The sequence below is a fragment of the Saccharopolyspora sp. NPDC045941 genome (genome assembly GCF_056431445.1).
This window is the reverse complement of the sequence record NZ_JBWKKU010000028.1, coordinates 46,818-72,655: the sequence shown is the minus strand read 5'-3', so window position 1 is coordinate 72,655 and position 25,838 is coordinate 46,818. Positions and strand designations below refer to the sequence as shown.

Annotated in this window: 22 protein-coding genes and 2 pseudogenes; 20 read left to right on the top strand and 4 right to left on the bottom strand. The window is 66.6% G+C overall.

Features of this window, described 5'->3' with window-relative positions; translation table 11 throughout:
* Positions 1-97: 97 nt before the first annotated feature.
* The 9 genes from AC07FN_RS22900 (at position 98) to folP (ending at position 11,492) form a co-directional block, all read left to right on the top strand.
* Complete coding sequence (locus tag AC07FN_RS22900; protein WP_478397446.1) at positions 98-1,399, top strand: serine hydroxymethyltransferase; 1,302 nt, start codon at positions 98-100, stop codon at positions 1,397-1,399.
* Positions 1,396-2,634, top strand: coding sequence for a sarcosine oxidase subunit beta family protein (locus AC07FN_RS22895; RefSeq protein WP_478397445.1), 1,239 nt, complete (start codon positions 1,396-1,398; stop codon positions 2,632-2,634). Before AC07FN_RS22900 ends, AC07FN_RS22895 begins: the two co-directional genes overlap by 4 nt.
* Before the next feature lie 18 nt (positions 2,635-2,652).
* Entirely contained in the window at positions 2,653-2,964 is a 312-nt protein-coding gene (locus tag AC07FN_RS22890; RefSeq protein ID WP_478397444.1) for a sarcosine oxidase subunit delta, read from the top strand.
* A gap of 136 nt (positions 2,965-3,100) precedes the next feature.
* Positions 3,101-5,881 carry a 2Fe-2S iron-sulfur cluster-binding protein gene (locus AC07FN_RS22885; RefSeq protein WP_478397443.1) on the top strand — a complete coding sequence of 927 codons (2,781 nt, stop codon included), beginning with the start codon at positions 3,101-3,103 and terminating at the stop codon, positions 5,879-5,881.
* Entirely contained in the window at positions 5,874-6,470 is a 597-nt protein-coding gene (locus AC07FN_RS22880) for a sarcosine oxidase subunit gamma (RefSeq protein WP_478397442.1), read from the top strand. The genes AC07FN_RS22885 and AC07FN_RS22880 overlap by 8 nt, the downstream gene beginning before the upstream one ends.
* A 98-nt stretch (positions 6,471-6,568) precedes the next feature.
* A complete protein-coding gene (locus AC07FN_RS22875; protein WP_478397441.1) occupies positions 6,569-9,037 on the top strand; it encodes a GcvT family protein in 2,469 nt (822 codons plus the stop codon).
* A gap of 93 nt (positions 9,038-9,130) precedes the next feature.
* Positions 9,131-9,751 carry a cyclodeaminase/cyclohydrolase family protein gene (locus AC07FN_RS22870; RefSeq protein WP_478397440.1) on the top strand — a complete coding sequence of 207 codons (621 nt, stop codon included), beginning with the start codon at positions 9,131-9,133 and terminating at the stop codon, positions 9,749-9,751.
* Positions 9,748-10,626 (top strand): bifunctional 5,10-methylenetetrahydrofolate dehydrogenase/5,10-methenyltetrahydrofolate cyclohydrolase, encoded by an 879-nt coding sequence (locus AC07FN_RS22865; RefSeq protein WP_478397439.1) that lies wholly within the window; start codon positions 9,748-9,750, stop codon positions 10,624-10,626. The genes AC07FN_RS22870 and AC07FN_RS22865 overlap by 4 nt, the downstream gene beginning before the upstream one ends.
* A 65-nt stretch (positions 10,627-10,691) precedes the next feature.
* Positions 10,692-11,492 carry a dihydropteroate synthase gene (gene folP / locus AC07FN_RS22860; RefSeq protein WP_478397438.1) on the top strand — a complete coding sequence of 267 codons (801 nt, stop codon included), beginning with the start codon at positions 10,692-10,694 and terminating at the stop codon, positions 11,490-11,492.
* A gap of 19 nt (positions 11,493-11,511) precedes the next feature.
* On the opposite strand, the gene AC07FN_RS22855 is transcribed toward folP, so the two are convergent.
* Complete coding sequence (locus tag AC07FN_RS22855) at positions 11,512-12,186, bottom strand: GntR family transcriptional regulator (RefSeq protein ID WP_478397489.1); 675 nt, start codon at positions 12,184-12,186, stop codon at positions 11,512-11,514.
* Between the two features lie 115 nt (positions 12,187-12,301).
* Here AC07FN_RS22855 and AC07FN_RS22850 point away from each other — a divergent pair, with 115 nt between their 5' ends.
* The 4 genes from AC07FN_RS22850 to pabB are packed head-to-tail and all read left to right on the top strand — an operon-like array spanning position 12,302 to position 17,112.
* Positions 12,302-13,675: an L-serine ammonia-lyase gene (locus AC07FN_RS22850; RefSeq protein WP_478397437.1), complete on the top strand. Its 1,374-nt coding sequence runs from the start codon at positions 12,302-12,304 to the stop codon at positions 13,673-13,675.
* A 10-nt stretch (positions 13,676-13,685) separates the two neighbouring features.
* The gene (purU, locus tag AC07FN_RS22845) at positions 13,686-14,534 is read left to right on the top strand and encodes a formyltetrahydrofolate deformylase (protein ID WP_478397436.1); all 849 of its coding nucleotides are present in this window, start codon (positions 13,686-13,688) and stop codon (positions 14,532-14,534) included.
* The gene (locus AC07FN_RS22840) at positions 14,531-15,901 is read left to right on the top strand and encodes a bifunctional folylpolyglutamate synthase/dihydrofolate synthase (RefSeq protein WP_478397435.1); all 1,371 of its coding nucleotides are present in this window, start codon (positions 14,531-14,533) and stop codon (positions 15,899-15,901) included. Before purU ends, AC07FN_RS22840 begins: the two co-directional genes overlap by 4 nt.
* A complete protein-coding gene (gene pabB, locus AC07FN_RS22835; protein ID WP_478397434.1) occupies positions 15,898-17,112 on the top strand; it encodes an aminodeoxychorismate synthase component I in 1,215 nt (404 codons plus the stop codon). The genes AC07FN_RS22840 and pabB overlap by 4 nt, the downstream gene beginning before the upstream one ends.
* 111 nt (positions 17,113-17,223) lie before the next feature.
* Here the strand turns inward: pabB and AC07FN_RS22830 are convergent, their stop codons facing one another.
* Positions 17,224-19,038, bottom strand: coding sequence for a BCCT family transporter (locus AC07FN_RS22830; protein ID WP_478397433.1), 1,815 nt, complete (start codon positions 19,036-19,038; stop codon positions 17,224-17,226).
* Between the two features lie 670 nt (positions 19,039-19,708).
* Here AC07FN_RS22830 and AC07FN_RS22825 point away from each other — a divergent pair.
* From AC07FN_RS22825 to AC07FN_RS22815, 3 genes and pseudogenes are all read left to right on the top strand, one after another.
* A complete protein-coding gene (locus tag AC07FN_RS22825; RefSeq protein ID WP_478397432.1) occupies positions 19,709-19,954 on the top strand; it encodes a hypothetical protein in 246 nt (81 codons plus the stop codon).
* Between the two features lie 181 nt (positions 19,955-20,135).
* Positions 20,136-20,279 (top strand): annotated as a pseudogene (locus AC07FN_RS22820) (SRPBCC family protein); the annotation flags it as partial.
* 290 nt (positions 20,280-20,569) lie between these two features.
* Positions 20,570-21,895, top strand: a complete 1,326-nt coding sequence (locus AC07FN_RS22815) for a diguanylate cyclase domain-containing protein (protein ID WP_478397431.1) — start codon at positions 20,570-20,572, stop codon at positions 21,893-21,895.
* Positions 21,896-22,004: 109 nt separating this feature from the next.
* Here the strand turns inward: AC07FN_RS22815 and AC07FN_RS22810 are convergent, their stop codons facing one another.
* Entirely contained in the window at positions 22,005-22,163 is a 159-nt protein-coding gene (locus AC07FN_RS22810) for a hypothetical protein (protein ID WP_478397430.1), read from the bottom strand.
* A 966-nt stretch (positions 22,164-23,129) separates the two neighbouring features.
* Here AC07FN_RS22810 and AC07FN_RS22805 point away from each other — a divergent pair.
* The 4 genes and pseudogenes from AC07FN_RS22805 (at position 23,130) to AC07FN_RS22790 (ending at position 25,417) form a co-directional block, all read left to right on the top strand.
* Entirely contained in the window at positions 23,130-23,636 is a 507-nt protein-coding gene (locus AC07FN_RS22805; RefSeq protein ID WP_478397429.1) for a hypothetical protein, read from the top strand.
* 445 nt (positions 23,637-24,081) lie between these two features.
* Positions 24,082-24,558: pseudogene (locus AC07FN_RS22800) on the top strand (IS110 family transposase); the annotation flags it as partial.
* Positions 24,559-24,586: 28 nt separating this feature from the next.
* The gene (locus AC07FN_RS22795) at positions 24,587-25,147 is read left to right on the top strand and encodes a transposase (RefSeq protein ID WP_478397428.1); all 561 of its coding nucleotides are present in this window, start codon (positions 24,587-24,589) and stop codon (positions 25,145-25,147) included.
* A gap of 129 nt (positions 25,148-25,276) precedes the next feature.
* Positions 25,277-25,417: a hypothetical protein gene (locus AC07FN_RS22790; RefSeq protein WP_478397427.1), complete on the top strand. Its 141-nt coding sequence runs from the start codon at positions 25,277-25,279 to the stop codon at positions 25,415-25,417.
* Positions 25,418-25,481: 64 nt separating this feature from the next.
* Here AC07FN_RS22790 and AC07FN_RS22785 read toward each other — a convergent pair whose 3' ends face one another.
* Positions 25,482-25,727 (bottom strand): hypothetical protein, encoded by a 246-nt coding sequence (locus AC07FN_RS22785; RefSeq protein ID WP_478397426.1) that lies wholly within the window; start codon positions 25,725-25,727, stop codon positions 25,482-25,484.
* Positions 25,728-25,838: the final 111 nt, after the last annotated feature.

Here is a 25,838-nt window from a genome sequence, read left to right as displayed (position 1 = left end):
CGTCCTCGGGCTGTTGACCGAGCGTGCGACGGCCCTTAATTTGACATGTAACTGATATATCAATCACCGCTCACAGATACACCGGGAGGTCGGCCGCATGTCCGTAACGGTTGATCGTCAAGGGGCGCCGAGCGCCGAGAGCGTGCTCGGTCTGCCACTGGCGGAAGCGGATCCGGAGGTCCATGCGGCCGTCAACCGCGAGCTGATCCGGCAGCGGGGCACGCTGGAAATGATCGCGAGCGAGAACTTCGCGCCGCTGAGCGTGATGCAGGCGCAGGGCTCGGTGCTGACCAACAAGTACGCCGAAGGATATCCGGGGCGCCGCTACTACGGCGGCTGCGAGAACGTCGACGAGATCGAGCAGTTGGCGATCGACCGGGCCAAGACGCTGTTCGGGGCCGAGTACGCGAATGTTCAGCCGCACTCCGGCGCCCAGGCGAACGCGGCGGTCATGGCCGCGTTGCTGCAGCCGGGCGACACGTTCCTCGGTTTGGACCTCGCGCACGGCGGACACCTGACGCACGGAATGCGCCTCACCTTCTCCGGGAAGTACTTCGATGCCGTGGCGTACCACGTGCGCGAAGACGACCACCTCATCGACATGGACGAGGTGGAGCGGTTGGCGAAGGAACGCCGACCGAAGTTGATCGTGGCGGGCTGGTCGGCTTATCCGCGACACCTGGACTTCGCGGAGTTCCGGCGCATCGCCGATGCGGTCGGCGCCTACCTTATGGTGGACATGGCGCACTTCGCCGGGCTGGTGCCCGCAGGGCTGCACCCGTCCCCGATCCCGCATGCACACGTGGTCACCTCGACCACGCACAAGACGCTTGGCGGTCCGCGCGGCGGGGTCGTGCTCGCGCAAGGGGACCTGGCGAAGAAGCTCAACTCCAGCGTGTTCCCCGGCCTGCAGGGCGGTCCGCTCGAGCACGTGATCGCGGGCAAGGCGGTGGCGTTCAAGCTCGCCGGGGAACCCGCTTTCCGCGAGCGGCAGGAGCGCACTCTCGCCGGCGCGAAGATCCTGGCCGACCGGCTGTTGCTGGAGGAGAACGTCGGAGTGGTGTCCGGCGGCACCGACGTCCACCTGGTCCTGGTCGATCTCCGCAACTCCGAGATGGACGGAAAGCAGGCCGAGGACCGACTGCACCGGGTCGGCATCACGGTGAACCGCAACGCTGTCCCGTTCGACCCGCGCCCGCCGATGGTCTCCTCCGGCGTCCGCATCGGCACTCCGGCGCTGGCCGCGCGCGGCTTCGACGAAGAGGACTTCCACGAAGTCGCGGACATCATCGCGCTGGCGCTGCGCACCGAGACGCCGGAAGCCGGCCTCGACGCCCTCACCGAGCGCGTCGCGAACCTCGCCCAGAGCCGTCCTCTGTACCCGGAGCTGCAGGCATGAACACGAACACCACACCTCCCGGCGCGGAGCTGCCCGAACACCCGGACTTCCTCTGGCGCAACCCGGAGCCGAAGAAGTCCTACGACGTGGTCATCATCGGTGGTGGCGGGCACGGTCTGGCGACCGCGCACTACCTGGCGAAGAACCACGGCATCACCAACGTCGCCGTGCTGGAGAAGGGGTGGCTCGCGGGTGGCAACATGGCCCGCAACACGACGCTGATCCGGTCCAACTACCTGTGGGACGAATCCGCTGCGATCTACGAGCACTCCCTGAAGCTCTGGGAGGGACTGGAGGACGACCTCGGCTACCCGATCCTGTTCTCCCAGCGCGGTGTCCTCAACCTCGCCCACACCGAGCAGGACATCCGGGACTCGATCCGCCGAGTCGAGGCCAACAAGCTCAACGGGATCGACGCGGAGTGGCTGGGCCCGGAAGAGGTCAAGCAGGTCTGCCCGATCGTCAACGTCTCCTCGGACATCCGGTACCCGGTGCAAGGCGCCACGTACCAACCCCGGGCCGGGATCGCCAAGCACGACTACGTCGCCTGGGGCTTCGCGCGCAGTGCGGATGAGGCCGGGATCGACCTGATCCAGGACTGCGAGGTCACCGGGTTCACTGTGGACGGTGAACGGGTGACCGGTGTGCGCACCACCCGCGGTGACATCGCCTGCGGTGCCGTCGCGCTCTGCGCGGCGGGGCACACTTCGGTTCTGCTGGACAAGCTCGGCGTCCGCAGCCCGTTGCAGTCGCACCCGCTGCAGGCACTGGTGTCGGAGCTGCTGGAACCGGTGCACCCGACCATCGTGATGTCCAACGCGGTGCACGTGTACGTCTCGCAGGCGCACAAGGGCGAGCTCGTGATGGGCGCAGGCGTGGACTCCTACAACGGTTACGGGCAGCGCGGAGCATTCCACATCATCGAGCGGCAGATGGCGGCAGCGGTCGAGCTGTTCCCGATCTTCGCCCGCGCGCACCTGCTCCGCACCTGGGCCGGGATCGTCGACGTCACCCCGGACGCGAGCCCGATCGTCGGTCACACCCCGTTCGAGAACGTCTACGTCAACTCCGGTTGGGGAACCGGAGGGTTCAAGGCCACGCCCGGTATCGGCTGGTGCTATGCGCACACGATCGCGCACGGCGAGCCGCACCCGTACGTCGCCCCGTTCAGCCTCGACCGCTTCACGACCGGAGCGCTCGTCGACGAACACGGCGCCGCAGCCGTCGCCCACTGAAACCGAGGACACCTAGCCATGCAACTGATCCACTGCCCTTGGTGCGGCCCCCGCGAGGAGGTCGAGTTCCACTACGGCGGCCAAGCCGACATCTCCTACCCGGAGAACCCAGCCGATCTCTCGGACCAGGAGTGGGCCGAGTTCGTCTTCTACCGCGACAACCAGAAGGGGCCGTTCCCCGAGCGGTGGAGCCACAGCACCGGCTGCCGACGTTGGTTCAACGCCGTGCGGGACACCCGCACGTACGAGTTCCTCGCCATCTACAAGGTCGGTGAACCTGTGCCCAGCGTTCCCGGCGCGGAACCCACGAAGCCAGAGGTGCGGTCATGAGGAGCCTTGTGTCAACCCCAGTCCTCCTCAACCGCACCTCAGGGGACCGTGATGCAAACCAGCCACTAGAAACCGCACAACGGGAGATCGGTCTGGACGCAACCACCACTGTGAATCGCGGAGAGGCGGGACAGCCATGAGCCGGATCGAGGGGTACGGCCGCATCGACCGCGGTCGCACACTCACCTTCACCTTCGATGGCCGCACCTACACCGGTCACCCGGGCGACACCTTGGCCTCCGCCCTGCTGGCCAACGACGTCCACCGCATCGGCACCAGCGTGAAGCTGGGACGGCCGCGCGGGATCGGCGCCGCGTGGACCGAGGACGCAACCGGACTGGTGCAGATCGAGGAGCCCTTCCCGGAGCCGATGTTGCAGGCCGCCACGATCGAGCTGACGGATGGGCTCGTCGCTCGCGGCGTCAACGGCCAGGGGCGCCTCGCCGAGGAGCCCGACCCAGCGCGCTACGACCGCAAGCACACGCACGTCGACACCCTGGTGATCGGCGCCGGCCCGGCCGGGCTGCTGGCTGCGCGCAGCGCTGCCCGCGCCGGGGAGAGCGTCGTCCTGGTCGACGATCGTGCCACCGCAGGCGGCAGCCTGACCGGTGCTGAGCGGATCGACGGGTTCCCGGCGCTGGAGTTCGTGGCGGAGGTCGTCGCCGAGCTGGCCGCGAATCCGGAGGTGCTGCACCTGCAGCGCACGACGGCGTTCGGCCAGTACGACGACGGGTTCGTGCTCGCACTGGAGCGCCGCACCGACCACCTCGGCACCGACGCGTCGTCGAACCGCAGCCGACAACGCGTGCATCGCATCCGCGCGCTGAAGGTGGTCGTCGCGGCCGGCGCGCACGAGCGTCCGATCGTGTTCGAGAACAACGACCTCCCCGGAATCATGCTCGCGTCGGCGGCGCGGGACTACCTGCACCGCTACGGCGTGCTCGCTGGGCAAAAGGTCGTCGTGTTCACCAGCGACGACTCCGCCTACTCCGCGGCGATCGACCTCTCCGGCGCCGGTGCGGACGTGACGATCCTCGACGCCAGGGACGAACTGCCGCCGGAGTGGGCGGCGCGTGCGGTGGAACGGGGTGTCGAGGTTTCGGCGTCCACAGTGGTCGTCGGCGCTGAAGGCGAGGAGCACGTCAGCGCGGTGGTCGCGCGCAACGCCGACGGCGAGGTGCGAATCCCCGCCGACCTGCTGCTGGTCTCGGGTGGTTGGAACCCGGCGGTGCACCTGTTCAGCCACGTCAAGGGCGCGTTGGCCTACGACGCCTCGCTCGGTTCTTTCCGGCCGTCCGGGAGCTTGCCCGGGATCACGGTGATCGGTGCTGCCAACGGCACCCTCGACCAGGCCGGCGTCGTGCAGGACGGGGCCGGTGCGGAGGCGCCGGCAGTCGACCCGGAGCCTGCCCGCACGCCGACGAAGGTGATCTGGCGCACCGACGGCGACCCGGACAGGCAGTTCGTCGACATCCAGCGCGACGCCACGGTGAGCGACATCGGCCGCGCGGTCGGCGCCGGGTTGCACTCGGTCGAGCACGTCAAGCGCTACACCACGATCGGCACCGCGCACGACCAGGGCAAGACCTCCGGCGTGATCGCTTCCGGCATCACCGCTGAACTGCTGGGCCGTCCGATCGAGGAGCTGGGCACCACGACCTTCCGGCCGCCGTACACACCGGTCGCCTTCGCGGCTCTGGCAGGGCGTGAACGCGGGAACCTGTTCGACCCCGAGCGGATCACCGCCGTGCACCCCTGGCACGTCGACGCCGGTGCGGCGTTCGAAGACGTGGGTCAGTGGAAGCGAGCCCGCTACTACCCGGAGCCCGGCGAGGACATGGACACCGCTGTGCTGCGGGAGTGCGCGGCGACGCGGGCCGGCGTCGGCATCCTCGACGGCTCCACGCTGGGCAAGATCGATGTCCAGGGTCCGGATTCCGGTGTCTTCCTCGACCGGATCTACACGAACATGATGAGCACCCTCAAGGTCGGCCGGGTGCGCTACGGCGTCATGTGCGGCAACGACGGCATGATCATCGACGACGGCACGGTGCTGCGCATCGAGGAGAACCGCTTCCTGGTCACCACGACCACGGGCGGAGCGGCGATGGTCCTGGACTGGATGGAGGAGTGGCTCCAGACGGAGTGGCCCGAGCTGCGGGTGCACCTCGCGTCGGTCACCGAGCAGTGGGCGGTCTTCCCGGTCGTCGGGCCGCGTTCGCGCGAGGTGGTCGGCGAGGTGTTCCCCGAACTGGACGTGTCGAACGACGAGTTTCCGTTCATGTCGTGGAAGGACACGACTCTCGACGGCGTTCCGGTCCGAGTTGCCCGGATCTCGTTCTCCGGTGAGCTGGCCTACGAGGTCAACGTCAACTCCTGGTACGGACTTTCGCTGTGGAAGCGGTTGCTGGAGGCCGGGAAGCGCTTCGGCATCACACCGTACGGAACCGAGACGATGCACGTGCTGCGCGCCGAGAAGGGCTACCCGATCATCGGGCAGGACACCGACGGCACGGTCACCCCTCAGGACCTCGGCATGAACTGGGTGGTGTCGAAGAAGAAGGAAGACTTCATCGGCAAGCGCTCGTTCTCCCGGGCCGAGAACCACAACCCTTTGCGGAAGCAGCTCGTCTCGCTGCTCCCGACGGATCGGCTCACCAAGCTGCGCGAGGGCTCGCAGATCGTGGAACGCCGAGAGGACGGGACCCTTCCCGAGCCGCCGGTCCCGATGCTCGGCCACATCACGTCCAGTTACCACAGCGCTGAGCTCGGGCGGCCGTTCGCCCTGGCGCTGGTGAAGAACGGTCGCGCCCGCATCGGCGACCTCGTGCACGTCCCGGTGGACGGCGCGCTGGTCGAGGCGGAGATCGGCGAAACCGTGCTGGTGGACCCGGAAGGAGCACGCCGAGATGGCTGAAACGCTGTGCGCGACGCACCCCCTGGAAGCCTGGAAGCACGCGTTGGCGGCGCTGAGCTGGGCGATCGACGGACTGGTGGTCAAACCCGAGGAACTCGTGTCCGCGACGGACCTGCGCATCGATGCCGCCGGCCCGGGTGCCGCGGCAGTGGAGCACGCGTTGGGCTCGGCGCTGCCCGTCGAACCCAACACCTGGACCTCCACACCCGAGGGCCAGATCGTCTGGCTGGGCCCGGACGAATGGCTCGTGACGAGCACGGTCTCCCGCCCGCACGAGCTGGAGGATTCGCTCGTCAAGGTCGTGTCCGCCCACGACGGCGCGGCCGTAGACGTGTCCGCGCAGCGCACGTCGATCCGGTTGAGCGGTGCGCTGGCACGCGAACTGCTGTCGTTCGGGTGCTCGATCGACCTGCGGCCCGCAGCGTTCCCGAAGGGATCGAGCGCGCAGACCAGCATCGGCCAGACCGGGGTGCTGATCCTCGCCCTGGGCGACGGTGACGACTTCCGGATCTTCGTCCGGCCGTCATTCGCGGGGTACCTCGCGGACTGGTTGCTCGACACGGCCGAGGAATTCCGCACCACCGAGTAGCACGAGGTCGGCCGCGATCGTGGGCGCGGCCGACCTCCCCACCCCCAAGCATCCTCCGCGCGGTCACCGCAGACCGTCCAGTTAAGGAGAGCCCCGCCATGAGCACCACCCCTCGTGTCGTCATCATCGGCGCCGGGATCGTCGGCGCCAATCTGGCTGACGAGCTCACCGAGCGCGGCTGGACCGACGTCACCGTCCTCGACCAGGGACCGCTGCCCCTCACCGGTGGTTCGACCTCGCACGCACCCGGCGTCGTCTTCCAGACCAGCCCCTCCAAGACCATGACCGAGTTCGCGACCTACACCGTCGAGAAGTTCAAGAACATCGAGGTGGATGGCGACCGGTGCTTCAACCAGGTCGGCGGACTCGAGATCGCGACCACCCCGGAACGGCTCGCGGACCTGCACCGCAAGCACGGCTGGGCGACTTCCTGGGGTGTCCCCAGCGAGGTCGTCGGGCCGGAGCGGTGCGCGGAGCTGCACCCGCTGCTCGACCGCGAGCGCGTTCTCGGCGGTCTCCACACGCCCACCGACGGACTCGCCAACTCACCCCGAGCTGTCACCGCCCTCATCCGCCGCGCTGAGGCCCGCGGAGCGGTGTTCCGCGGTTCGACCTGCGTGACGGAGGTCCTGCAGCAGAACGGCCGCGTCACCGGGGTGCGCACGGGCGGCGACGAGGAGATCGCCGCGGACATCGTGGTCTCCTGCGCCGGTTTCTGGGGCAAGGCCGTCGGCGAGCTGGTCGGCATGAAAGTGCCGCTGCTCCCGCTGGCCCACCAGTTCGCGCGCACCGGGCAGATCGCCGAGCTCGTCGGGCGCAACGACGAGCAGACCGAGGCGAGCCTGCCGGCCCTTCGCCACCAGGACCGCGATCTCTACTTCCGGGAGTACAACGACTGCCTAGGCATCGGCAGCTACGCCCACCGTCCGATGCCCGCGCGGCTGTCGGAGCTGCCCGACGGCGACGACGTCAGCGAGGCGGCGATGCCCTCGATGCTGCCGTTCACCGAGGAGGACTTCGCTGCCTCGTGGGAGCACAGCAAGGAGCTGCTCCCGTCGTTGCGAAATGCGAAGATCGACTCCGGCTTCAACGGGATCTTCTCCTTCACCCCCGACGGCGGGCCGCTGGTCGGCGAGTCCCCGGACGTGGCCGGGTTCTGGGTCGCCGAAGCCGTGTGGGTGACCCACTCCGCCGGTGTCGCCCGCGCCGTCGCGCAGCTGCTGGTGAACGGCCGCAGCGAGACCGAGCTCCACGGGTGCGACGTCAACCGGTTCGACGAGATCCAAACGACCGACGCCTACGTCGAAGAGACCTCGCAGCAGAACTTCGTGGAGATCTACGACGTCCGGCACCCGTTGCAGCCGAAGTTCTCGCCGCGGGACCTGCGGGTGAGTCCGTTCCACGCGCGGCAGAAGGAGCTGGGAGCGTTCTTCCTGGAGTCGCACGCGTGGGAACGGCCGCACTGGTACGAGGCCAACGCGCGTCTGGTGAAGGAGCTGCCGACCGAGTGGCAGCCGCCGTCGCGCGACGCGTGGTCGGCGATGTTCCACTCGCCGATCGCGGCGGCCGAGGCGTGGAAGACCCGCACCGCGGTCGCCATGTACGACATGACCTCGCTCAAACGCATCGAGGTCAGCGGGCCCGGGGCGGTCGAGTTCCTGCAGCGGCTGACCACCGGCAAGATGGACAAGTCGGTCGGCTCGGTGACCTACGCCCTGATGCTCGACGAGGCCGGCGGCGTTCGCTCCGACGTCACCGTGGCCAGGCTCGGCGCGCAGCTGTTCCAGGTCGGGGCCAACGGCAATCTCGACCTGGACTACTTCCGGCGGGAAGCCCCGGACGACGGCAGCGTCCAGATCCGCGACATCACCGGTGGTACGTGCTGCGTCGGTGTGTGGGGGCCGTTGGCCCGGGATCTGGTGCAGCCGTTGAGCGGCGATGACTTCTCCCACGAGGCGCTGAAGTACTTCCGCCTCAAGCACGCGCACATCGCCGGTATCCCGGTCACCGCGATGCGACTGTCCTATGTGGGCGAGCTCGGCTGGGAGATCTACACCAGCGCGGAGTACGGTCAGCGGCTTTGGGACGCGTTGTGGGAAGCCGGGCAACCGCTGGGCGTCATCGCCGCGGGACGGGCCGCCTTCAACAGCCTCCGCCTCGAGAAGGGCTACCGGTCGTGGGGCAGCGACATGACCACCGAGCACAACCCGTACGAGACCGGGCTCGGGTTCGCCCTGAACAAGAAGAAGACCGGTTACGTCGGCTACGACGCGGTCGCCGACCTCAGCGCTGAAACCGTCACCCGCCGCCTTTCGTGCTTGACCATCGACGACGGTCGCAGCGTGGTGATGGGCAGCGAACCGGTCTTCGTCGACGGCGAGGCTGCCGGCTACGTGACGTCGGCGGCCTTCGGCCACACGATCGGCAAGCCGATCGCCTACGCGTGGCTGCCCGCATCGGCCACGCCGGGGACTTCGGTGGAGATCCAGTACTTCGACCGGAAGGTGCGCGCCACCGTCGCCGTCGAACCGCTGGTCGACCCGGAGATGACCCGCATTCGCCGCTGATCCGAGAGCCGGGGTGCGCGGTCTTGGCGGTCGGTGACCGCGCACCCCACCCCCGTCCGCGGGTTCAGCCCGCCGAGCAGGAAGACCGATGCCATGCGCAAGGACACCCTCGAAAGTTTCCTGGGCTCGCTCGCGGCCCGGGTAGCAGCCCCGGGCGGTGGGGCGAGCGCCGGGCTGCACGTTGCCCAGGCCGCCGCGCTGATCGGGATGGTCGCCCGTTACAGCGACGGCGAGAAGTACTCCGAGCACGCCGCGACGATCGCAGCCGTGCGGCACGACGCCGACGACCTCCGAGAGCTCGCACTGGCGTTGGCCGAAGACGATGCCTCCGCTTTCGGAGCGGTCGGGGCGGCCTATGCGCTCCCGCGGTCCACCGATGAGCAGAAGGACGTCCGGTCGCGTGCGATCGCGGCGGCCCTGATCGAGGCCGGCCGGGTGCCCGCGAGAGTGGTTGCGGTCGCCGAGCAGGTCGTCGGTCTGGCCGAGCAGCTGCTGCCGGTTGGAAATCGCAACGTCATCAGCGACATCGCTGCTGCTGCGGAAGCCGCCCGCGCCGCAGCGACCACCGCGCGCGTGAACGTGGAGGTCAACCTCAACGGGATCAGCGGCGCCGAGGAGCGCGCCGAGCTGATCGCCGCCATCGCCGAAGTCGACGACATCGCCGCGCGCGCGGACAAGGTCACCGCCGCAGTACGGGAGGTAATCGGACGATGACCGGACAACTCGTTTCCGATGAGCCGACCACGGCAGCGCTCAGCGGGGTGGCGCTCGCCAGGGAGATCCGCGCCGGGGTGACAGCGGCAGCGGAGTCACTCGCAGCGGCCGGCACACCGCCGCGCTTGGCGACCGTCGTGGCCACGGACGACGAATCCACCGCCTGGTACGTCCGCTCGATCGCGAACGCCGCGTCCAAGACGGGAATCCGGTGCGACATCGTCGATCTCGGCCCCGAAGCGACACCCGAGCAGATCCGCAGCCGGCTCACCGCGTTGAGCGCGGACACGTCGGTGCACGGAATAATGCTGCAGACCCCGCTGCCCAGCGAAGCGTCCGTCGAGGACCTGGCGGCGTTGATCGACCCGGACAAGGACGTGGACGGCGCCAATCCGGTGTCGCTGGGACGGCTCAGCGCTGGCATGCCCGCTTTCGTCCCGGCAACCGCCGCAGCGGTGCTGGAACTGCTGGACCACTACGAGGTTCCGCTGGCCGGGCGTCGGGCCGTCGTCGTCGGACGCTCCAATGTGGTCGGCAAACCAGCAGCCCAGCTGCTGCTGCAGCGCGATGCGACCGTGACCGTGTGCCACCGCCACACCCGTGATCTCGCCGCGCACACCCGTCCCGCTGAGATCCTCGTGGTGGCCGTCGGCCGGGTCGGCTTGATCGGTGCCGAGCACGTCAACCCCGGTGCCGTCGTGATCGATGTGGGAACCAATCCGACCGCTGACGGCGGTTTGGTCGGTGACGTGGACGAGGTGGAAGTGGCTGGTTCGGTGGCCGGGTTGACCCCGGTGCCCGGCGGAGTCGGGCCGGTGACGACAGCGCTGCTGCTGCGGCACACGGTCGAGTCGGCTTCCCGGATCGCAGCATGACCGGCCCGCTGGCAACTGCCGTCGACTCAAGGGTTCTCGCAGCTGCTGTCGGGAAGTTGCTGCGAATGCTCCGCGGTCCGCGCAAGCTGGTGTGCGGAATCCTCAACGTCACACCGGATTCGTTCTCCGACGGCGGTGCCTACTGGCACAGCGGCGCTGCCGTGTGGCGCGGACTCCGCTTGATCGAAGAGGGCGCTGACATCCTCGACGTCGGCGGTGAATCCACGCGGCCGGGCGCCTGCCCGCCGAGCGTCGCCGAGGAGCTCGACCGCGTGGTGGGCGTCATCGAGCAGTTGGCGCGGCGGACGGACGCTCCGCTGTCGATCGACACCTCGCGACCGGAGGTGATGCGGGAAGCGGTCGCTGCTGGTGCCACGTTGATCAACGACGTGCGTGCGCTCCGCCATCCCGGTGCGGTCGAGGCGGCGGCGGAGTTAGGGGTGCCGGTGTGCCTGTCGCACATGCTCCGGCCACCGAGCCTGATGCAGCGGGACCCGCGCTACCACGACGTGCTCGTCGAGGTGGCCGGGTTCCTCCGGGAGCGGATCGAGGTCTGCGTGAGTGCGGGCATCCCGCGCGAGCACATCGTGATCGACCCGGGGTTCGGATTCGGCAAGACCCTCGAGCACAACCTGACCTTGCTGCGGTCGCTGAGCTCGTTCACCGAACTCGGTGCACCTGTGATGGCCGGTTTGTCGCGCAAGGCGATGCTCGGCCAGATCACCGGGCGGTCGGTCGGGGACCGGGAGGCGGCCTCGGTCACCGCCGCCGTGCTGGCAGCGCAACGCGGAGCGAAGGTGCTCCGGGTTCACGACGTGGCGGCCACGGTCGACGCGCTCGGGGTGCTCGGCGCTGTCGAGGGCTGAGGCGCAGGTGATCGGGCGGTCAGATGATCGCCCGGATCGCCTTCTCGAATCCGGTGACGTGGTCCCTGGCGATCTTCTCGGCCTTCCGGCTCTCACCGTCCGCGACCGCTCGCAGCAGGCCGACGTGCTCGTCGACGTGCCGGTCGAAATGCGTGATCCGCTCCAAGAACACGCAGAAGATCCGCGTGGCGAGGTTGTTGTAGCGCACCAGCGTGTCTTCCAGGTGGGGATTGCCTGCTGCGCGGTAGATCGAGCGGTGCACCCGCAGGTCCCACTGCATCAGCTCGTGGCGCGACATGCGCATCACGTCGTTGTCCTGGATGGCGTCGGCCAGCTCGGTCAGCTTGGTGCGCATGACTGCCGGCGCGTTCTCGGAGGCGCGACGGGCGGCCAGCGGCTCGAGGTGCGTGCGGATGTCGGAGATGTAGGCGAGGTCGGTGATGTCGACACCGGTGGCGAAGGTGCCGCGGCGTGGGTAGGAGACCACCAGCCGATCTACCTCGAGGCGCTTGAGCGCTTCGCGGACGGGGGTGCGGCCGATGCCGAGGGCCTCGCTCAGGGCGAGGTCGTCGATCGGTGCCATCGGCGGGATGTCCAGCATGATCAGCTGGTCCTGGATGGCGGCGTACGCGCGCTCGGCCAGCGAGGCGGGTGCCGGTTCGAGCTCGTGCGGGGCAGTGGTCACGATGGCAATCTTAGGGCTGAAATCCGCATGGACATATATAGCCCATTTCTTAGGTGTACCTCTTGCATGTGACTGATATATTAACCCAATATCTCATGGTATCGACGCGACCAGGGAGCCGCCGATGACCATCTCCGTGTTCGACCTGTTCAAGGTCGGGATCGGGCCCTCGAGCTCGCACACGGTCGGCCCGATGCGTGCCGCCTACCTGTTCGCCACGCGGCTCCGCGAATCCGGGATGCTGGACCAGGTAACGCGCGTGCGGTGCGAACTCTTCGGGTCGCTCGGTGCCACGGGGCACGGCCACGGAAGCGTCAAGGCGGTAGTGCTCGGACTGGCCGGCGAGCAACCGCACCTGGTCGACCCGGTGGCCGCCGACCCCGCGGTCCAGCAGGTGCGCGAGGAGCGTCGGATCAAACTCGCTGGAAAGCAGGAGATCGCGTTCTCCGTCGACGACGACGTGGTCCTGCACCGCCGCAAGCGGCTCGACTTCCACAGCAACGGCATGGTATTCGCGGCCTACGGTGCAGACGGAAGCGAGCTCGACCGGCGCGAGTACTACTCGGTCGGCGGCGGATTCGTGCTCGACGAGGACGAGACGGGACGACCGGTGCTCGTCGAGGACGCCACGCCGGTTCGGTACGCGTTCACCACCGGCGACGAGCTGCTCGCCCTGACGAAGATGACCGGGCTGGGCATCAGCGACATCATGCTCGCGAACGAGCTGTCCTGGCGGTCGGAAGAGGAGATTCGCGCCGGGCTCTTGCACATCTGGTCGGTGATGCGCGAGTGCGTCGATCGCGGCACGCACACCCAGGGAACACTGCCCGGCGGGCTCAAGGTCCGCCGTCGTGCCGCGAAGCTGCGGGCACAGCTGGAGATCAATGCGAATGAAGCGGACTCGCTGCACGCGATGGAGTGGGTCACGCTGTTCGCGCTCGCGGTCAACGAGGAGAACGCTGCAGGCGGCCGCGTGGTCACTGCCCCGACCAACGGAGCAGCCGGGATCGTGCCGGCAGTGCTGCACTACGGCCAGAAGTTCCTGCCCGACTTCAACGACGACGACGTCGTGCGGTTCTTGCTGACCGCGGGCGCCATCGGTGTGCTGTTCAAGGAGAACGCGTCCATCTCCGGTGCCGAAGTCGGTTGCCAGGGCGAGGTCGGTTCGGCGTGCTCGATGGCCGCCGCCGGGCTCGCCGAGATCATCGGCGGTACCCCGGAACAAGTGGAGAACGCAGCCGAAATCGGTATCGAGCACAACCTGGGCCTGACCTGCGACCCGGTCGGCGGGCTGGTGCAGATCCCCTGCATCGAGCGCAACGCCGTGGCATCGGTCAAAGCGATCACCGCGGCCAGGATGGCGGTGCGCGGCGACGGCGCGCACCACGTGTCGCTGGACAAGGCGATCAAGACCATGCGCGAGACGGGCGCCGACATGAAGGACAAGTACAAGGAGACAGCCCGCGGCGGGCTGGCTCTCAACATCGTGGAGTGCTGAGGAGATCCGCGTGAGTGACACCTTCACCCTCACCTTGAACTGCCCGAACCGCACCGGCATCGTGCGCGCGGTGAGCGGCTACCTGTTCGAGCACGGATGCGACATCGGTGAGCACCAGCAGTTCGACGACGCCGTGCGGGACCGGCTGTTCATGCGCACCCAGGTCACGGCGCCCGAGGGCACCGACCTGGAGAAGTTGTCGCGCGAGTTCGCGCCGGTGGCCGCCGAATTCCAGATGACCTACGAGTTCAGCGCCAACACGAACGCGCGGATCCTGGTCATGGTCTCGAAACTGGGCCACTGCCTGAACGACCTGATCTTCCGCTGGCGGGCCGGAAGCCTCGGCGCTGACATCGTCGCAGTGGTGTCCAACCACCAGGACCTGCGACCGATGGCGGAGGCAGCGGGGTTGCCGTTCGTGCACGTCCCGGTCACCCCGGAGACGAAGGAAGCCGCCGAGGCGCGCCTGTTGGGCCTGGTGGACGAGTACGACGCCGACCTGGTCGTGCTGGCGCGGTACATGCAAATCCTCTCCGATGAGACCAGCAAGGCGCTGCACGGCCGTGCCATCAACATCCACCACTCGTTCCTACCCGGCTTCAAGGGCGCCAAGCCCTATCACCAGGCATACGACCGCGGCGTCAAACTCGTCGGAGCCACCGCGCACTACGTCACCTCAGACCTGGACGAGGGGCCGATCATCGAGCAGGAGGTCATTCGGATCGACCACACCTACGACCCTCGTGCGCTGCAAACCGTGGGACGCGACGCCGAGGCGCTCGCACTGTCCCGCGCGGTGCGCTGGCACTGCGAGCGCCGGGTACTCCTCAACGGCCAAAGTACGGTCGTTTTCCCATGACCATCGTGCCCGACCGGACTGCCCCGACGACGGCGTCGAGCGAGTCGGGGCAGTCCAGCGCGTACCGAGATGCACTGCGCTACCTCTACGCGGAGCTGACGCCCGGACGCACTGCGAAGGCGATCCACGGCACCGGCCTCGACAGGCCACGGGCGCTTCTCGCCCGGCTCGGTCACCCGCAGAACGCGGTCAAGGCCGTGCACGTCGCCGGCACGGCAGGCAAGGGTTCGGTCTGCGCGTTCATCGCTTCCATCCTCACGGCGCACGGATTTCGAGTTGGGGCGCACCTGTCGCCGCATGCCTACTGCCTGCTGGAGCGCTTCCAGGTCAACGGGAAACCGGTCGGAGCCGAACGGTTGGTCACCGAACTGGATCGCGTCCGGCCCGCGATCGCTGATGTCGAGCGGGCAGGGTTCGGTCGCCCGACCTTCTTCGAGGTGACGAATGCGATCGCGTTCGGTCTCTTCGCCGGCGAGGTGGACTGCAGCGTCATCGAGACTGGAATCGGAGGTCTGCTGGACTCCACCAACACGATCTCGCGGACGGACAAGCTCGCCGTGCTCACCTCGATCGGGCTTGACCACCAGGACGTGTTGGGCGAGACGCTGCCGGAGATCGCCGTGCAGAAGGCGGGAATCCTCGCCGAAGGCGGAAAGGCGATCAGCATCCGCAACAACCCCGCGGTGGACACGGTGCTGGAACAGGAGGCCGCACGGCGCCTGTGCGGACTGGAGTTCGTGGACCGGGCCGAGGCCCATGGCGACATCACCACGCTGCGGCTGCCGGGCTACGGAGAGCTGCCGCTCGGGCTTCCAGGAAATCACCAGGCCATGAACGCGCGCCTCGCTGTGGCCGCAGTACGAGCGTTTGCATCCCGTGACGGCTGGACCATCGATCCGGCCGCATTGCGCGCTGGATTGGAGCGCACGTCCCTTCCTGGTCGTTTCGAGCGCCGAATCGTCGACGGACGGCTCGTGGTCCTCGACGGTGCCCACAACGCGCTCAAAATCGGCTCAGTCGTGCGAATTCTCGATGAGCTCCATCCCGGTCGGGCGGTGCCGTGGGTGCTGGCGCTCAAGCAGGACAAGGAACTCGACGATGTTGTCCGCGCCATCGCACCAGTCGCCGGCCTCGTCGTCGCGACCGAGTTCACCTCGGAATGCGGCGACCACGCAGTTGCGGGCTCACGCCCAGCCGACGAGATCGCCGCTGCCGCTCGCGCTGTCGGCGTGCCCGCTGTCATCGAGCCCAGCCCGGAGTCCGCGTTGCGATGCGCCGCGGCGTTGAGCGATCACGACGTGCCGATCGTGGTGAGCGGCTCGTTCCACCTGCTGGCAGCCCTCGACCTGGCGACCCGTGCCACATGACCGTCGGCATCTCCAGGACGGCGCCAGGTGGAGGCGCCCGATTCGATGATCTTCGCGCCGGGACCGCATTGCGGTTCCCGGCGCCGTCCCGCGTGCTGATCGCGCACCAGCCCGAGGAAGTGGCGCCGATCCTCGACCTCGTGCAAAACGCTACCTCCAACGGGCATTGGACGTTCGGGTTCCTGGCCTACGAGGCCGCGGCAGGACTCGATCCCGGCCTCGCGGTCCACCCCTCCCGCGAAGGGCTGCCGTTGGCCTGGTTCGGGCTCACAGCACCGCCCCAGCAGGTGCCTGTTGTGGACAGTGGTTTCGAGGCGGGCGGTTTCGACGCCCGATGGGCCCCAGACTGGTCACCGCTGGAGTATCGCGCACAGGTGGACCGGGTCCGGGAAAAGATCGCGGCAGGGGAGACCTACCAGACGAACCTCACCGTGCGGATGCGCGGAAGTTTCGCCGGCGACCCGGCCGGGCTCTACAGAGACCTGGCGACTTCCCAAGGCGGGGCCTACAACGCTCATCTCGACCTCGGGCGGTTCGAGATCGCCAGCGCGAGTCCGGAGCTGTTCTTCGAGCTGCGGAGCGACGAGGTGTTGTTGCGGCCCATGAAAGGAACAGCGCCCCGGGGCCGTGATCAGGAGGAAGACCTGGCCCTGGAACGGGCGCTGCGCGGGAGTGCGAAGGAACGAGCCGAGAACGTGATGATCGTCGACTTGATGCGCAACGACATCGCGAGGGTCGCGGTGCCTGGCAGCGTCCGGGTGCCGTCGTTGCTGTCGGTGGAGCGGTACCCCACTGTGCTGCAGCTGACCTCCGACGTGACCGCGCGCCTGCGTCCTCGTACTGGGCTGACGGACCTCTTCCGGGCCCTCTTTCCCTGCGGTTCGGTCACTGGCGCACCGAAGGCGAGCACGATGGAGCTCATCCGTGAACTCGAGGATGGGCCGCGCGGGGTGTACTGCGGCGCCGTCGGCTGGTTCGCGCCTCCATCCGCCCCGGTCAGAGCGCGCTTCAGCGTCGCGATCCGCACCGCTGTCGTCGACCGGGAAGCCGGGCAGATCGAGTACGGCACCGGCGGCGGGATCACCTGGAGTTCGGATGCGGATGCGGAGCATCGCGAGTTGCTCGTCAAAGCCGAAATCCTCCGCCGTTCCGCACTGGAATCCGTGACCTGCTCGCGAGGTCCGGAGAAGCTCACAATGGACCGAAAGTGATTCGGGAACATCGGTACGGGTTTTGTGACCGGCCGTGGTCCGTTGCCGACGGTCACCACCGCGGTAGCCGTGGGCAACCCCGCCGACGCAGGGGGTTGCCCACGGGAGGTCCTACTGCGAATCCGTTCGTACGGATGTCTTGGCCGCTTCGGACGTGCTGCGGGTGTTGCTGGCTTCAGGAGCGTGCACGTCGATCAGCCTGGTGCTGTCGAGGTGCGGCTCTTCCACGGCCTCCTCCGCCAGCTGGGCGTCGGGAGCATTTGGATTGGCACTACGCACCTCGAGCTGGAAGTCCCCGTCGTAGCGCGTGTCTCCGGTGCGCACGGCCGCCTCGATTATCTCGGCGCCCTTCTCGGCGCGCAGGATCAACGGATCGCTGCGCAAGTCCTTCGTGAGCGATACGCACAGCAGGACTATGATTACTGTGAAGGGAGCAGCCACGATGATCGTCAGGTTCTGCAAACCGGTGAGCGCGTTGTCGCTGCCCCCGCCGACGATCAGCATGACCGCAGCGACCGCTCCTGTTGCTACGCCCCAGAAGATGACGACAGAGCTGCGCGGTTCGATCGATCCCCGCTGCGACAGCGTGCCCATCACCACGGACGCGGCGTCGGCGCCGGATACGAAGAAGATCGCCACGAGGACGATGACCAGCACGCCGGTGACCGCTCCCAACGGGAAGTGAGCCAGCACGTCGAAGAGCTGAGTCTCCGCTGCGCCTGCGGAAGCCAGGTCGGTGCCGTTTCGCTGCACGTCGATCGCGGTGCCTCCGAAGATGGCGAACCAGACCACGCTGACCACGGCCGGCACGAGAATTGCGCCGCAGACGAACTGGCGGATGGTGCGGCCACGGCTGATCCGAGCGATGAACATGCCGACGAACGGGGTCCAGGAGATCCACCACGCCCAGTAGAAGATCGTCCACGAGGAAAGCCACTGCTGCATGGCATCCCCGCCGGTCGCGCCCGTGCGCGCAGTCATCTCACCCATGTCGCGGAAGTAGTCCCCGATGGCCGAGGGCACCAGGTCGAGGATGAAGACGGTCGGACCCACCACGAAGAGGAACACGGCGAGGATCGCGGCGAGCACCATGTTGATGTTGGACAGCCACTGGATTCCCTTGGCCACCCCCGATACCGCTGAGGCGATGAACGCGACGGTCAGCACTGCGATCACTGCTACCAGCAGGCCAACCCCGGGCGAGTCCGACAACCAGCCGCTGGCCCTGAGCCCGCTGCCGATCTGCAGCGTGCCGAGACCCAGTGAGGCGGCTGAACCGAAAAGCGTTGCGAAGATGGCCAGTACGTCGATCAGCTTGCCCAGGGGCCCACCAGCGGTCCGTTTGCCGAGCAGCGGGGCGAATACGGAGCTGATCAATTGACGGCGACCACGGCGGAAGCTGCTGTAGGCGATGGTCAAGCCTACGACCGCGTAGATCGCCCACGGGTGCAGCGTCCAGTGGAACAGCGAAGTGGCCATCGCGGTCTCGACGGCCGCGTCGCTGCCCGGCGGGACGGTCCCGGGCGGGGGCTGGGTGAAGTGCGCGAGAGGTTCGCTGACGCCGTAGAACATCAAGCCGATACCCATCCCGGCGCTGAACATCATCGCCACCCAGGACACCGTCTTGAACTCAGGGGACTCGCCATCCGCGCCGAGCGGGATCCGCCCGTAGCGACTGGCTGCCAGCCACAGCGCGAAGACCACCAGGCCGCTGGCGACGAGCACAAATGCCCAGCCCCCGTTCACGATCAACCAATCGAGCACCGCTGAGGACAGCGCGCTCAGCGAGTCGGTGCGCCACAAGCCCCAGCCGACGAAGGCCAGGGCCAGGGCAGCGGAAACCCCGAAAACGATTCGGTCGACGCGGGCTGGTCTGTCGGCTTCGGGGACGGGGTCGGGTGGGTTGGCGGGATTGTTCGGAGCCATGCTGATCGGCGTCCAGGGGACGCCGCCTCCTCTCGTTTCGTTGAAGAGGTCGGGGTTCGGATACCTGCGCGCCAGCACGGAACGAGACGGAGGGAACTGGATGTTTCGTAGCATCTCGGTGGCGAGCAGCGGGCGAAAGCCCTACCAGAGCGAGACAATCTGGCACCATTTCGAGTGCGCTAGACAATGCCGTGCGGCGGACCCGGTGTCAAGAATCTACGTAGATCCACAACGCAGCACGATCGGAAGCGCTTACTACGAAAGGAAGAAACGGAATCGGCGGCGCTGGTAGACCGCGATGGTCAGCTTCGGGGTGGGAGCATCGTGATCAGGTCAGGCTTGATGGTCTGGTGGAGGTTTTTCGTCGAAGGTGGACTGGTTGTGGCGACTGAGGTCGCCTTCACCCATGTGCGCTGCTGTCCACGTCGGCGTGCAACTTGAAATCGTTGGGCGAGGAGCACGGCCGGTGCTCGCGGGGCGGAACTCGTCGACGATCGCGGTGATGACGAGCCCCCGAACTGTTGCGCATAGAAAAACACGAGGTCAAGCCAAAGCTCCTGCTTGACAGTGAGTGCGTCCGGCCCCATCGTGGGGTTCGCGTCGAGGAACTGTGTGCCTTATGCAAAACACAGATGTTCTTGTTTGGGTTTGCTTCGCGGAGGATCTGCCCGTGCGTGGTGAGGTTCGTGACGTGGTGGCACGCAGCGAAGGTGCATTTGTTGAGCTGCCGGAGAACCACTCGTGGTACGACGACCGCCTGCCCGAACACGACTTCCCGGTACTGGTCGAACTGCACCAGTCGGGGCGGACCGACCTGGACGCCTTCGTCAGTGAGCGGCTCGCGCTGGACGAGGTCGAGACGGCGTTCGAGAAGATGTACCGCGGCGGGGTGCTGCGCTCGGTGATGGTGCTGTGATGGCCGGGTGGAGCAGGTGGTGACCTCCGGCGTGCATGACGACGACCGGACCGACGGAGAGCCTCCTGACCACCCCGGCCGGCCAGTTCTACACCGATCCGGCGATCTTCGCCCTGGAGCAGTCCCGGATCGTCGAGGCGGAGTGGTTCTGCGCGGTGCGCAGCGACGATCTGGCTAGACCATCGAGAACTTCATGGAGCGCTACCACTGCGCGACGATCCACCGCGAACTCACCTAGGTGCTCCCGGAGTTCGCCGACGGTTTCGCGGCCCAGTACTACGTCGGCCACGGTGCGGAGTTCGGTTCGGAGATCGAGGGGTTCACGAGGGCTGAACAGCCTGTTGATGCCCTAGGGCATCCGTTGGGTAGCCGATGCACCCGGCGGATCTTGGTCGACATCATTGCTCGGCAGCCAGTCGCCTCGGCACGGACTGCCTGACCGCTGCGCGTAGTGGTGTCGGACGGCAAGGCGCTATTGTGAGGTCCTGCGGGGCCGAAGGGCTTGCGCAATCCTCTGGTCTGGCGTCGACGACGTCGCATCCGGGATAACCAGATCGCGGTCCGAACATGCATGAACGACAGCCCAGGTACCGGGCGGCGGTCAGCGTGGCCGTCGTGAACGTTGCTGTCGTTGCACTGGTGATCTCGGGCTTGCTGGGGACTGCGATCAGCCAGCTCGTTGCGGACTTGACCGGTGTGGTGGCCGCTGCTGCCGCAGCTGCGGTCTTCGCGTGGACGGGGTTGTACGGGACGGGTCCCGAGCGACGCTGGCGATGGTTGATGGCCCTGGCGCTCGGCTGCTTCACCACCGCGCATGCGCTGTGGACTTGGTACCGCAGCATCGATCCGATGACCTTCCCGAATGCTGCGAACGCCCTTTACCTCGGGCTTCCCCTGTTTACCTTCTTTGCTTTGTTCGTCCTGGTGAAGAAGGATCAGGGGGCAGTTGAAGAGCACGAAGTGGCCCCGCCGCTCGTGGTCGTTGTGCTCGATGGGCTCATCATCGTGGGAAGTTTGGCGGCGCTGAGTTGGAAAATCGCGTTCGGTGTGGTTTGGCAAGTAGACGGCGTCCGAGTGGGCAGGCTTCTCGTGGTGACTTCCTACGCCCTGGCCGACCTGATCCTGATCGTCATCGCAATTTTGTTCGCGATTGCGTTGTACGGGATTTTGCGGTTGCCCCTGGCGTGGTTGGTCGCAGGCCTCGTTGCTATTGGGTTTTCTGATGCGGTGTACATGGCGCTGGTCGTTGTTCGGCAGCTCATCACTCTGCGTCAACTGCACGCGGTCCGGCAGCAGCTGAGCTACCAGGCCAACCATGATCCTCTCACCGGTGCGTCTACGCGGAACGTCCTGCTGCTGCGGCTCGGCAGGGCTCTGTCGCAGGGTCAGCAACCTCGACGTTTCGGTCTCCTAGGGCACGAGGCGGGAGATACCGTGCTGTGTACGGCTTTCGCTCGCCTTAGCGCCTGCATTCGGCGCACAGATACGCTTGCGCGCATGGGTGGCGACGAATTCGTGATCCTTCTCGATCCCGCGCCTGAGGATCCTCGCGAGCTCGGCAGGCGAATTCAGGCGGCGTTCGGCGAACCCGTCAACATAAACGGCTCCTCCTGCACGATCAGTGTCAGCTTGGGGTATGTCGGATTGGGCAAGGACGACAGATCGGCGCTGCCCTGCTGCGCGCGGTCGAGCAGCACGCCAGCAAGGGCGTGCGACGGTTCGTGCTCCGCACAGGCGACCGCAGCCTGGCGAATATCGGCCTATACCGCAAGGTCGGCTACACCGAGACCCATCGCGAAGTCGTCGCCGAGACGCTGTCCCTGGTCCACATGGCGAAGCCGGCGGGATGAGGAGAGTGTGCCGATCACAGCATTGGAGCGAGCTCGCCAAGAAGATCATCGGCGGCGCGAATTTCGCCACCCTTGCCACCCTGAACGCTGACGGCGGCCCACAAGCCTCGATCATGTGGATCGCTCGCGACGGCGACGGAAAGTTCCGGCATCGTGGTAGGTGCTTGGGCCTATCAGGCAAATGACGGGAGCAGGGTGCGTCATCGCCTCTCCGCGTGTGTGGATCGATGGCTGATGCTGGCGGCGTAGCTGGTCCAGTCTCCGCTGGAGGAGCGTTGCCATGTGACGGCGACTTTGACGCTGATTCCGAGCATGCGGGCCAGCATCGCGGCAGGGAGTTCGCCGGCCAGGGTGAACATGACCCCACGTCCCACATCACCCGGGCCGGTCCTGCCTGATCACAGCAGCCTCAGCGACCACCCGAAAACGATCTTACCGAGATCACCTCATTGAGTCTGTATCAGTAGTGGCTATTTGCGGCGTCAACCGGTGCTGGGCAGACCCGCGGGGATCGCGTACACGCTGTTTGACGACTGCGCCAGCCGGACCTCTGGCTGGACCTTCGGTTCGTCCATGCACTTGACCTCCACGATCTCTCCGGATGCAGGATCTTCGGGACGGACTCGTCGGCTTGATCCTGGGCAGTTTTCGGAGGTGCCGGGGATGGTGTGAGAGTACAGCTCCCCGCGGCGCCGGCCGACCTTGATGTCCTGGTCGCAATCCCAGCAGTGGTTGCGGAGAACGCATGAACCCGACGAGCAAGCTCCGCGCCGGCCCGCGGTCCGGATGAATGAAAACCAGACCTGACCGAGATAAAACACCAGTTCAAGAAGTGCCACCCCGCGCACGCGGGGGATGGTGCCACCGGCACCCCCGGCGGGAGTTCGAGTGTGTCGCCGGCCCTCTCCTGGGAGCGGATCGACAGTCCCGAACCCCCGCACGTGCCCTTGCCCATGCCTGACGCGCGTGGCCGTTAGGCCATAAACATCATGTTCAGAGCACACTGCGCTGGGCAGTCCTAGCGAATTTCCGGCAAGTTGAGAGATTTTCCGGTTCCGTCCAGCTGACTCCGCTAGCATTGTGATCATGCGCACGAGGTAAGCCAACGAGCTTCTGGCGGCGCCGCATTGAGGAGGTGGGACTCTGCACGGGAACCCGACAACCAGGCCGGTAGCAGCGTCGCGACAACCACTGCCTACGGGGCACGACCGAGAACACGGCCGTTATTACGGCAGATAGTCCACATCGGGCGTGTCATGGAAAGTTCGTGACGGCGGCGCCGGTAGGGGAGCTCTCTGGCACAGTGCGCAAGATCGATGTCGTGCTTGCCGGAACCCGCCCGGCGCATGAAGTTTAGTTCCGGAGATTTTCAAGGAATCGACGCGCACGGCAAGAAGTATGTTCACGCTACCGAAAGGCAATGGGCGGTCATGACGCACGCAGACGAAGCACTCGATCACGTCTTTCAAATTGTCATCGACGGCACCGAAGTGGAAAGAATCCTGAAATATCATTATCAGATTGGTCACCGGGATGCAGGCGAGACGTCACTCGACCTCGATACTGACGCACTCTCGGATGAGCAGCAGCTCGCCGGACACGCGGGCGGTAGCGTTACGATCACCCGTGTCAGCCCGAGCTCCGAGTTCAGTCACTGGATCAAGACGACGATGAATGGCGATACCAAGAAGAATCTAGTAATCGTGACCAGGAACGCGCAAGGAGAAGTCGATCGCCGAATGCAGCTTTTTGACGCTTGGGTGAGCAAACGAGAGGGTGACAGCACGCAAGAACGGGTCACTGTCAAATCCAAGCGGATCACAACAGGATGAGATCCACGCCGCCCGCTGCACGACCTCGGCCTTCGCTGGGATGCAAGGGATTTGTATTGAGGTGATCTCGGTAAGATCGTTTTCGGGTGGTCGCTGAGGCTGCTGTGATCAGGCAGGACCGGCCCGGGTGATGTGGGACGTGGGGTCATTTGGTAGAAGAAATCCGACCAAAGATGATCTTCACCAGGTAGGACCCCACGTGATTACCTATCGCGCCTGTGAGGATGGTGGGGGCTTGTTCCGGGTCGTGGTCTGACCCGTATCGTGCCTGGCCTTGATGCCTTGAGTGTGATCAGTCGGCTACGACCCGGCGCAGGGCGTGCCGCCGTCGGTTTGGTGAGCGTGTCTCGATAGGGGCCTTCGCGTCCGGCACCGTCACAGGTCTGACCGCCACGGCCGGCGGTGGCCTGTTGTGTTCGGCGAGTAGACCAGGAGACAACGCCCCATGGCCAGCGTTCTGCCGCAGCCTCAGACCGACGGCCAGATCATCCTCGGTGTGGATACTCATAAGGACTTCCACGTCGCTGTCGTGATCACTGTGATGGGCGTTGTAGCGGGCAGTCGGGCGTTTCCAGCGACGGCGGCCGGTTATCAAGAGCTGATCGGGTGGGCCGGCTCCTACGGCGTGATGAGTCGCGCGGGGGTAGAGGGCACCGGCTCGTACGGGGCAGGGCTGACTCGCCTCCTGCGTGAGGCAGGCGTGGATGTCGTCGAGGTCAACAGACCGAACCGGGCAATGCGCAGGCGCCGCGGCAAGAACGACACGGTGGATGCCGAGGCAGCTGCCCGCGCGGTGTTATCCGGTGAAGCCGCGGTCACGCCGAAAAGCGGTGACGGGCCGGTGGAAGCGATTCGGGCGCTCAAACTCGCCAAGGACTCTGCGGTGAAGGCCAGGGTCCAGGCGATCAACCAACTCAAAGCTGTCCTGGTCAACGCCGAGCCGCAGTTGCGTGAGGAACTCGCTTCGCCTGAGTCTCAGCCGGCTCGTTGCCCGTTCCGCCAACCTGGATTCCGAGGCATATCGCGGTGTCACCGCCGCTGTCGCGCACACGCTCAGACGGCTGGCTTGTCGTATCCAGTATCTCGCCGAGGAGATCCACGACCTCCAGCAGCGCATCGCCACGGCCGTCAAGTCCGCCGCACCCGCACTGCTGGAGTTGCGAGGCATCGGCCCGGACTCCGCAGTGACGCTGCTCATCGCCGCGGGCGACAACCCGCACCGGTTGCGAAGCGAGTCCTCGTTCGCGGCGTTGTGCGGTGTCAGCCCGGTCGAGGCGTCCTCGGGCAAGACCCAGCGCCATCGCCTCAACCGAGGCGGGCACCGGCAGGCCAACGCCGCGCTGTTCCGAGCTGTGCTCACCGGCCTGCGATGGGACAAGCGCACCCGCGACTACCTGCAACGGCGAACCACCGAAGGACTGTCCAAACGCGAGATAATCCGCTGCCTCAAACGCTTCCTCGCTCGGGCCGTCTACCGCATCATCCGCGATACCCTCGCCACGCCCGCTTGACATCCATAGGGGCATCATCCTCGATGTTCCCCACGACCTCGCCCTCTACCTCGCCGGACTGCTGGCCACCCACCGTCGTGAGCTCGGTACCCGAAAGGACGCCGGGCACTGACCCCGTTCGACCAGGCAGTGCTGGGGCTGCGTTGGTTCCGGGACAACACCGATATCGCAAGACTCGCACGTGATCACGGGATCTCCCGCGCGACCGGCTACCGCTACCTCGACGAGGTCACCGAAGTGCTCTCCGACCAGCGCCCGGACCCTGCATGAGGCACTTCAACAGGCCACAGACGACGGCTGGACCCATGTGATCCTCGACGGCAAGATCTTCTCCTCAGACCGGGTCAACGAGAAGACCATCAGCGCCAAAAACACCGTGTGGGATTCCAGAAATCAGCTCCCTATGCCTGACCGCCCGGCCGGTCCAGTCCATCCGGGGTTTCGGGTTGGTTCTGCGCAGCACGGCCACCTCGTGACGCAGCACCAGCAGTTCGACGTCCTTCGACACCGACGAGCGGCCGAGCAACACCAGCCAGCCCACAAGCCGTATGAAGATCAGATAAACCAGACGCAGGGACACGGTTCGCGATCATGCTCTGCCCGGCGAGTGCAGCGATAGCCGCAGGTCGGACACGCGGGCCAACTTCTGGAACCCCACACGCTGACGAACCCAAGGCTCGGAGCCGACCAG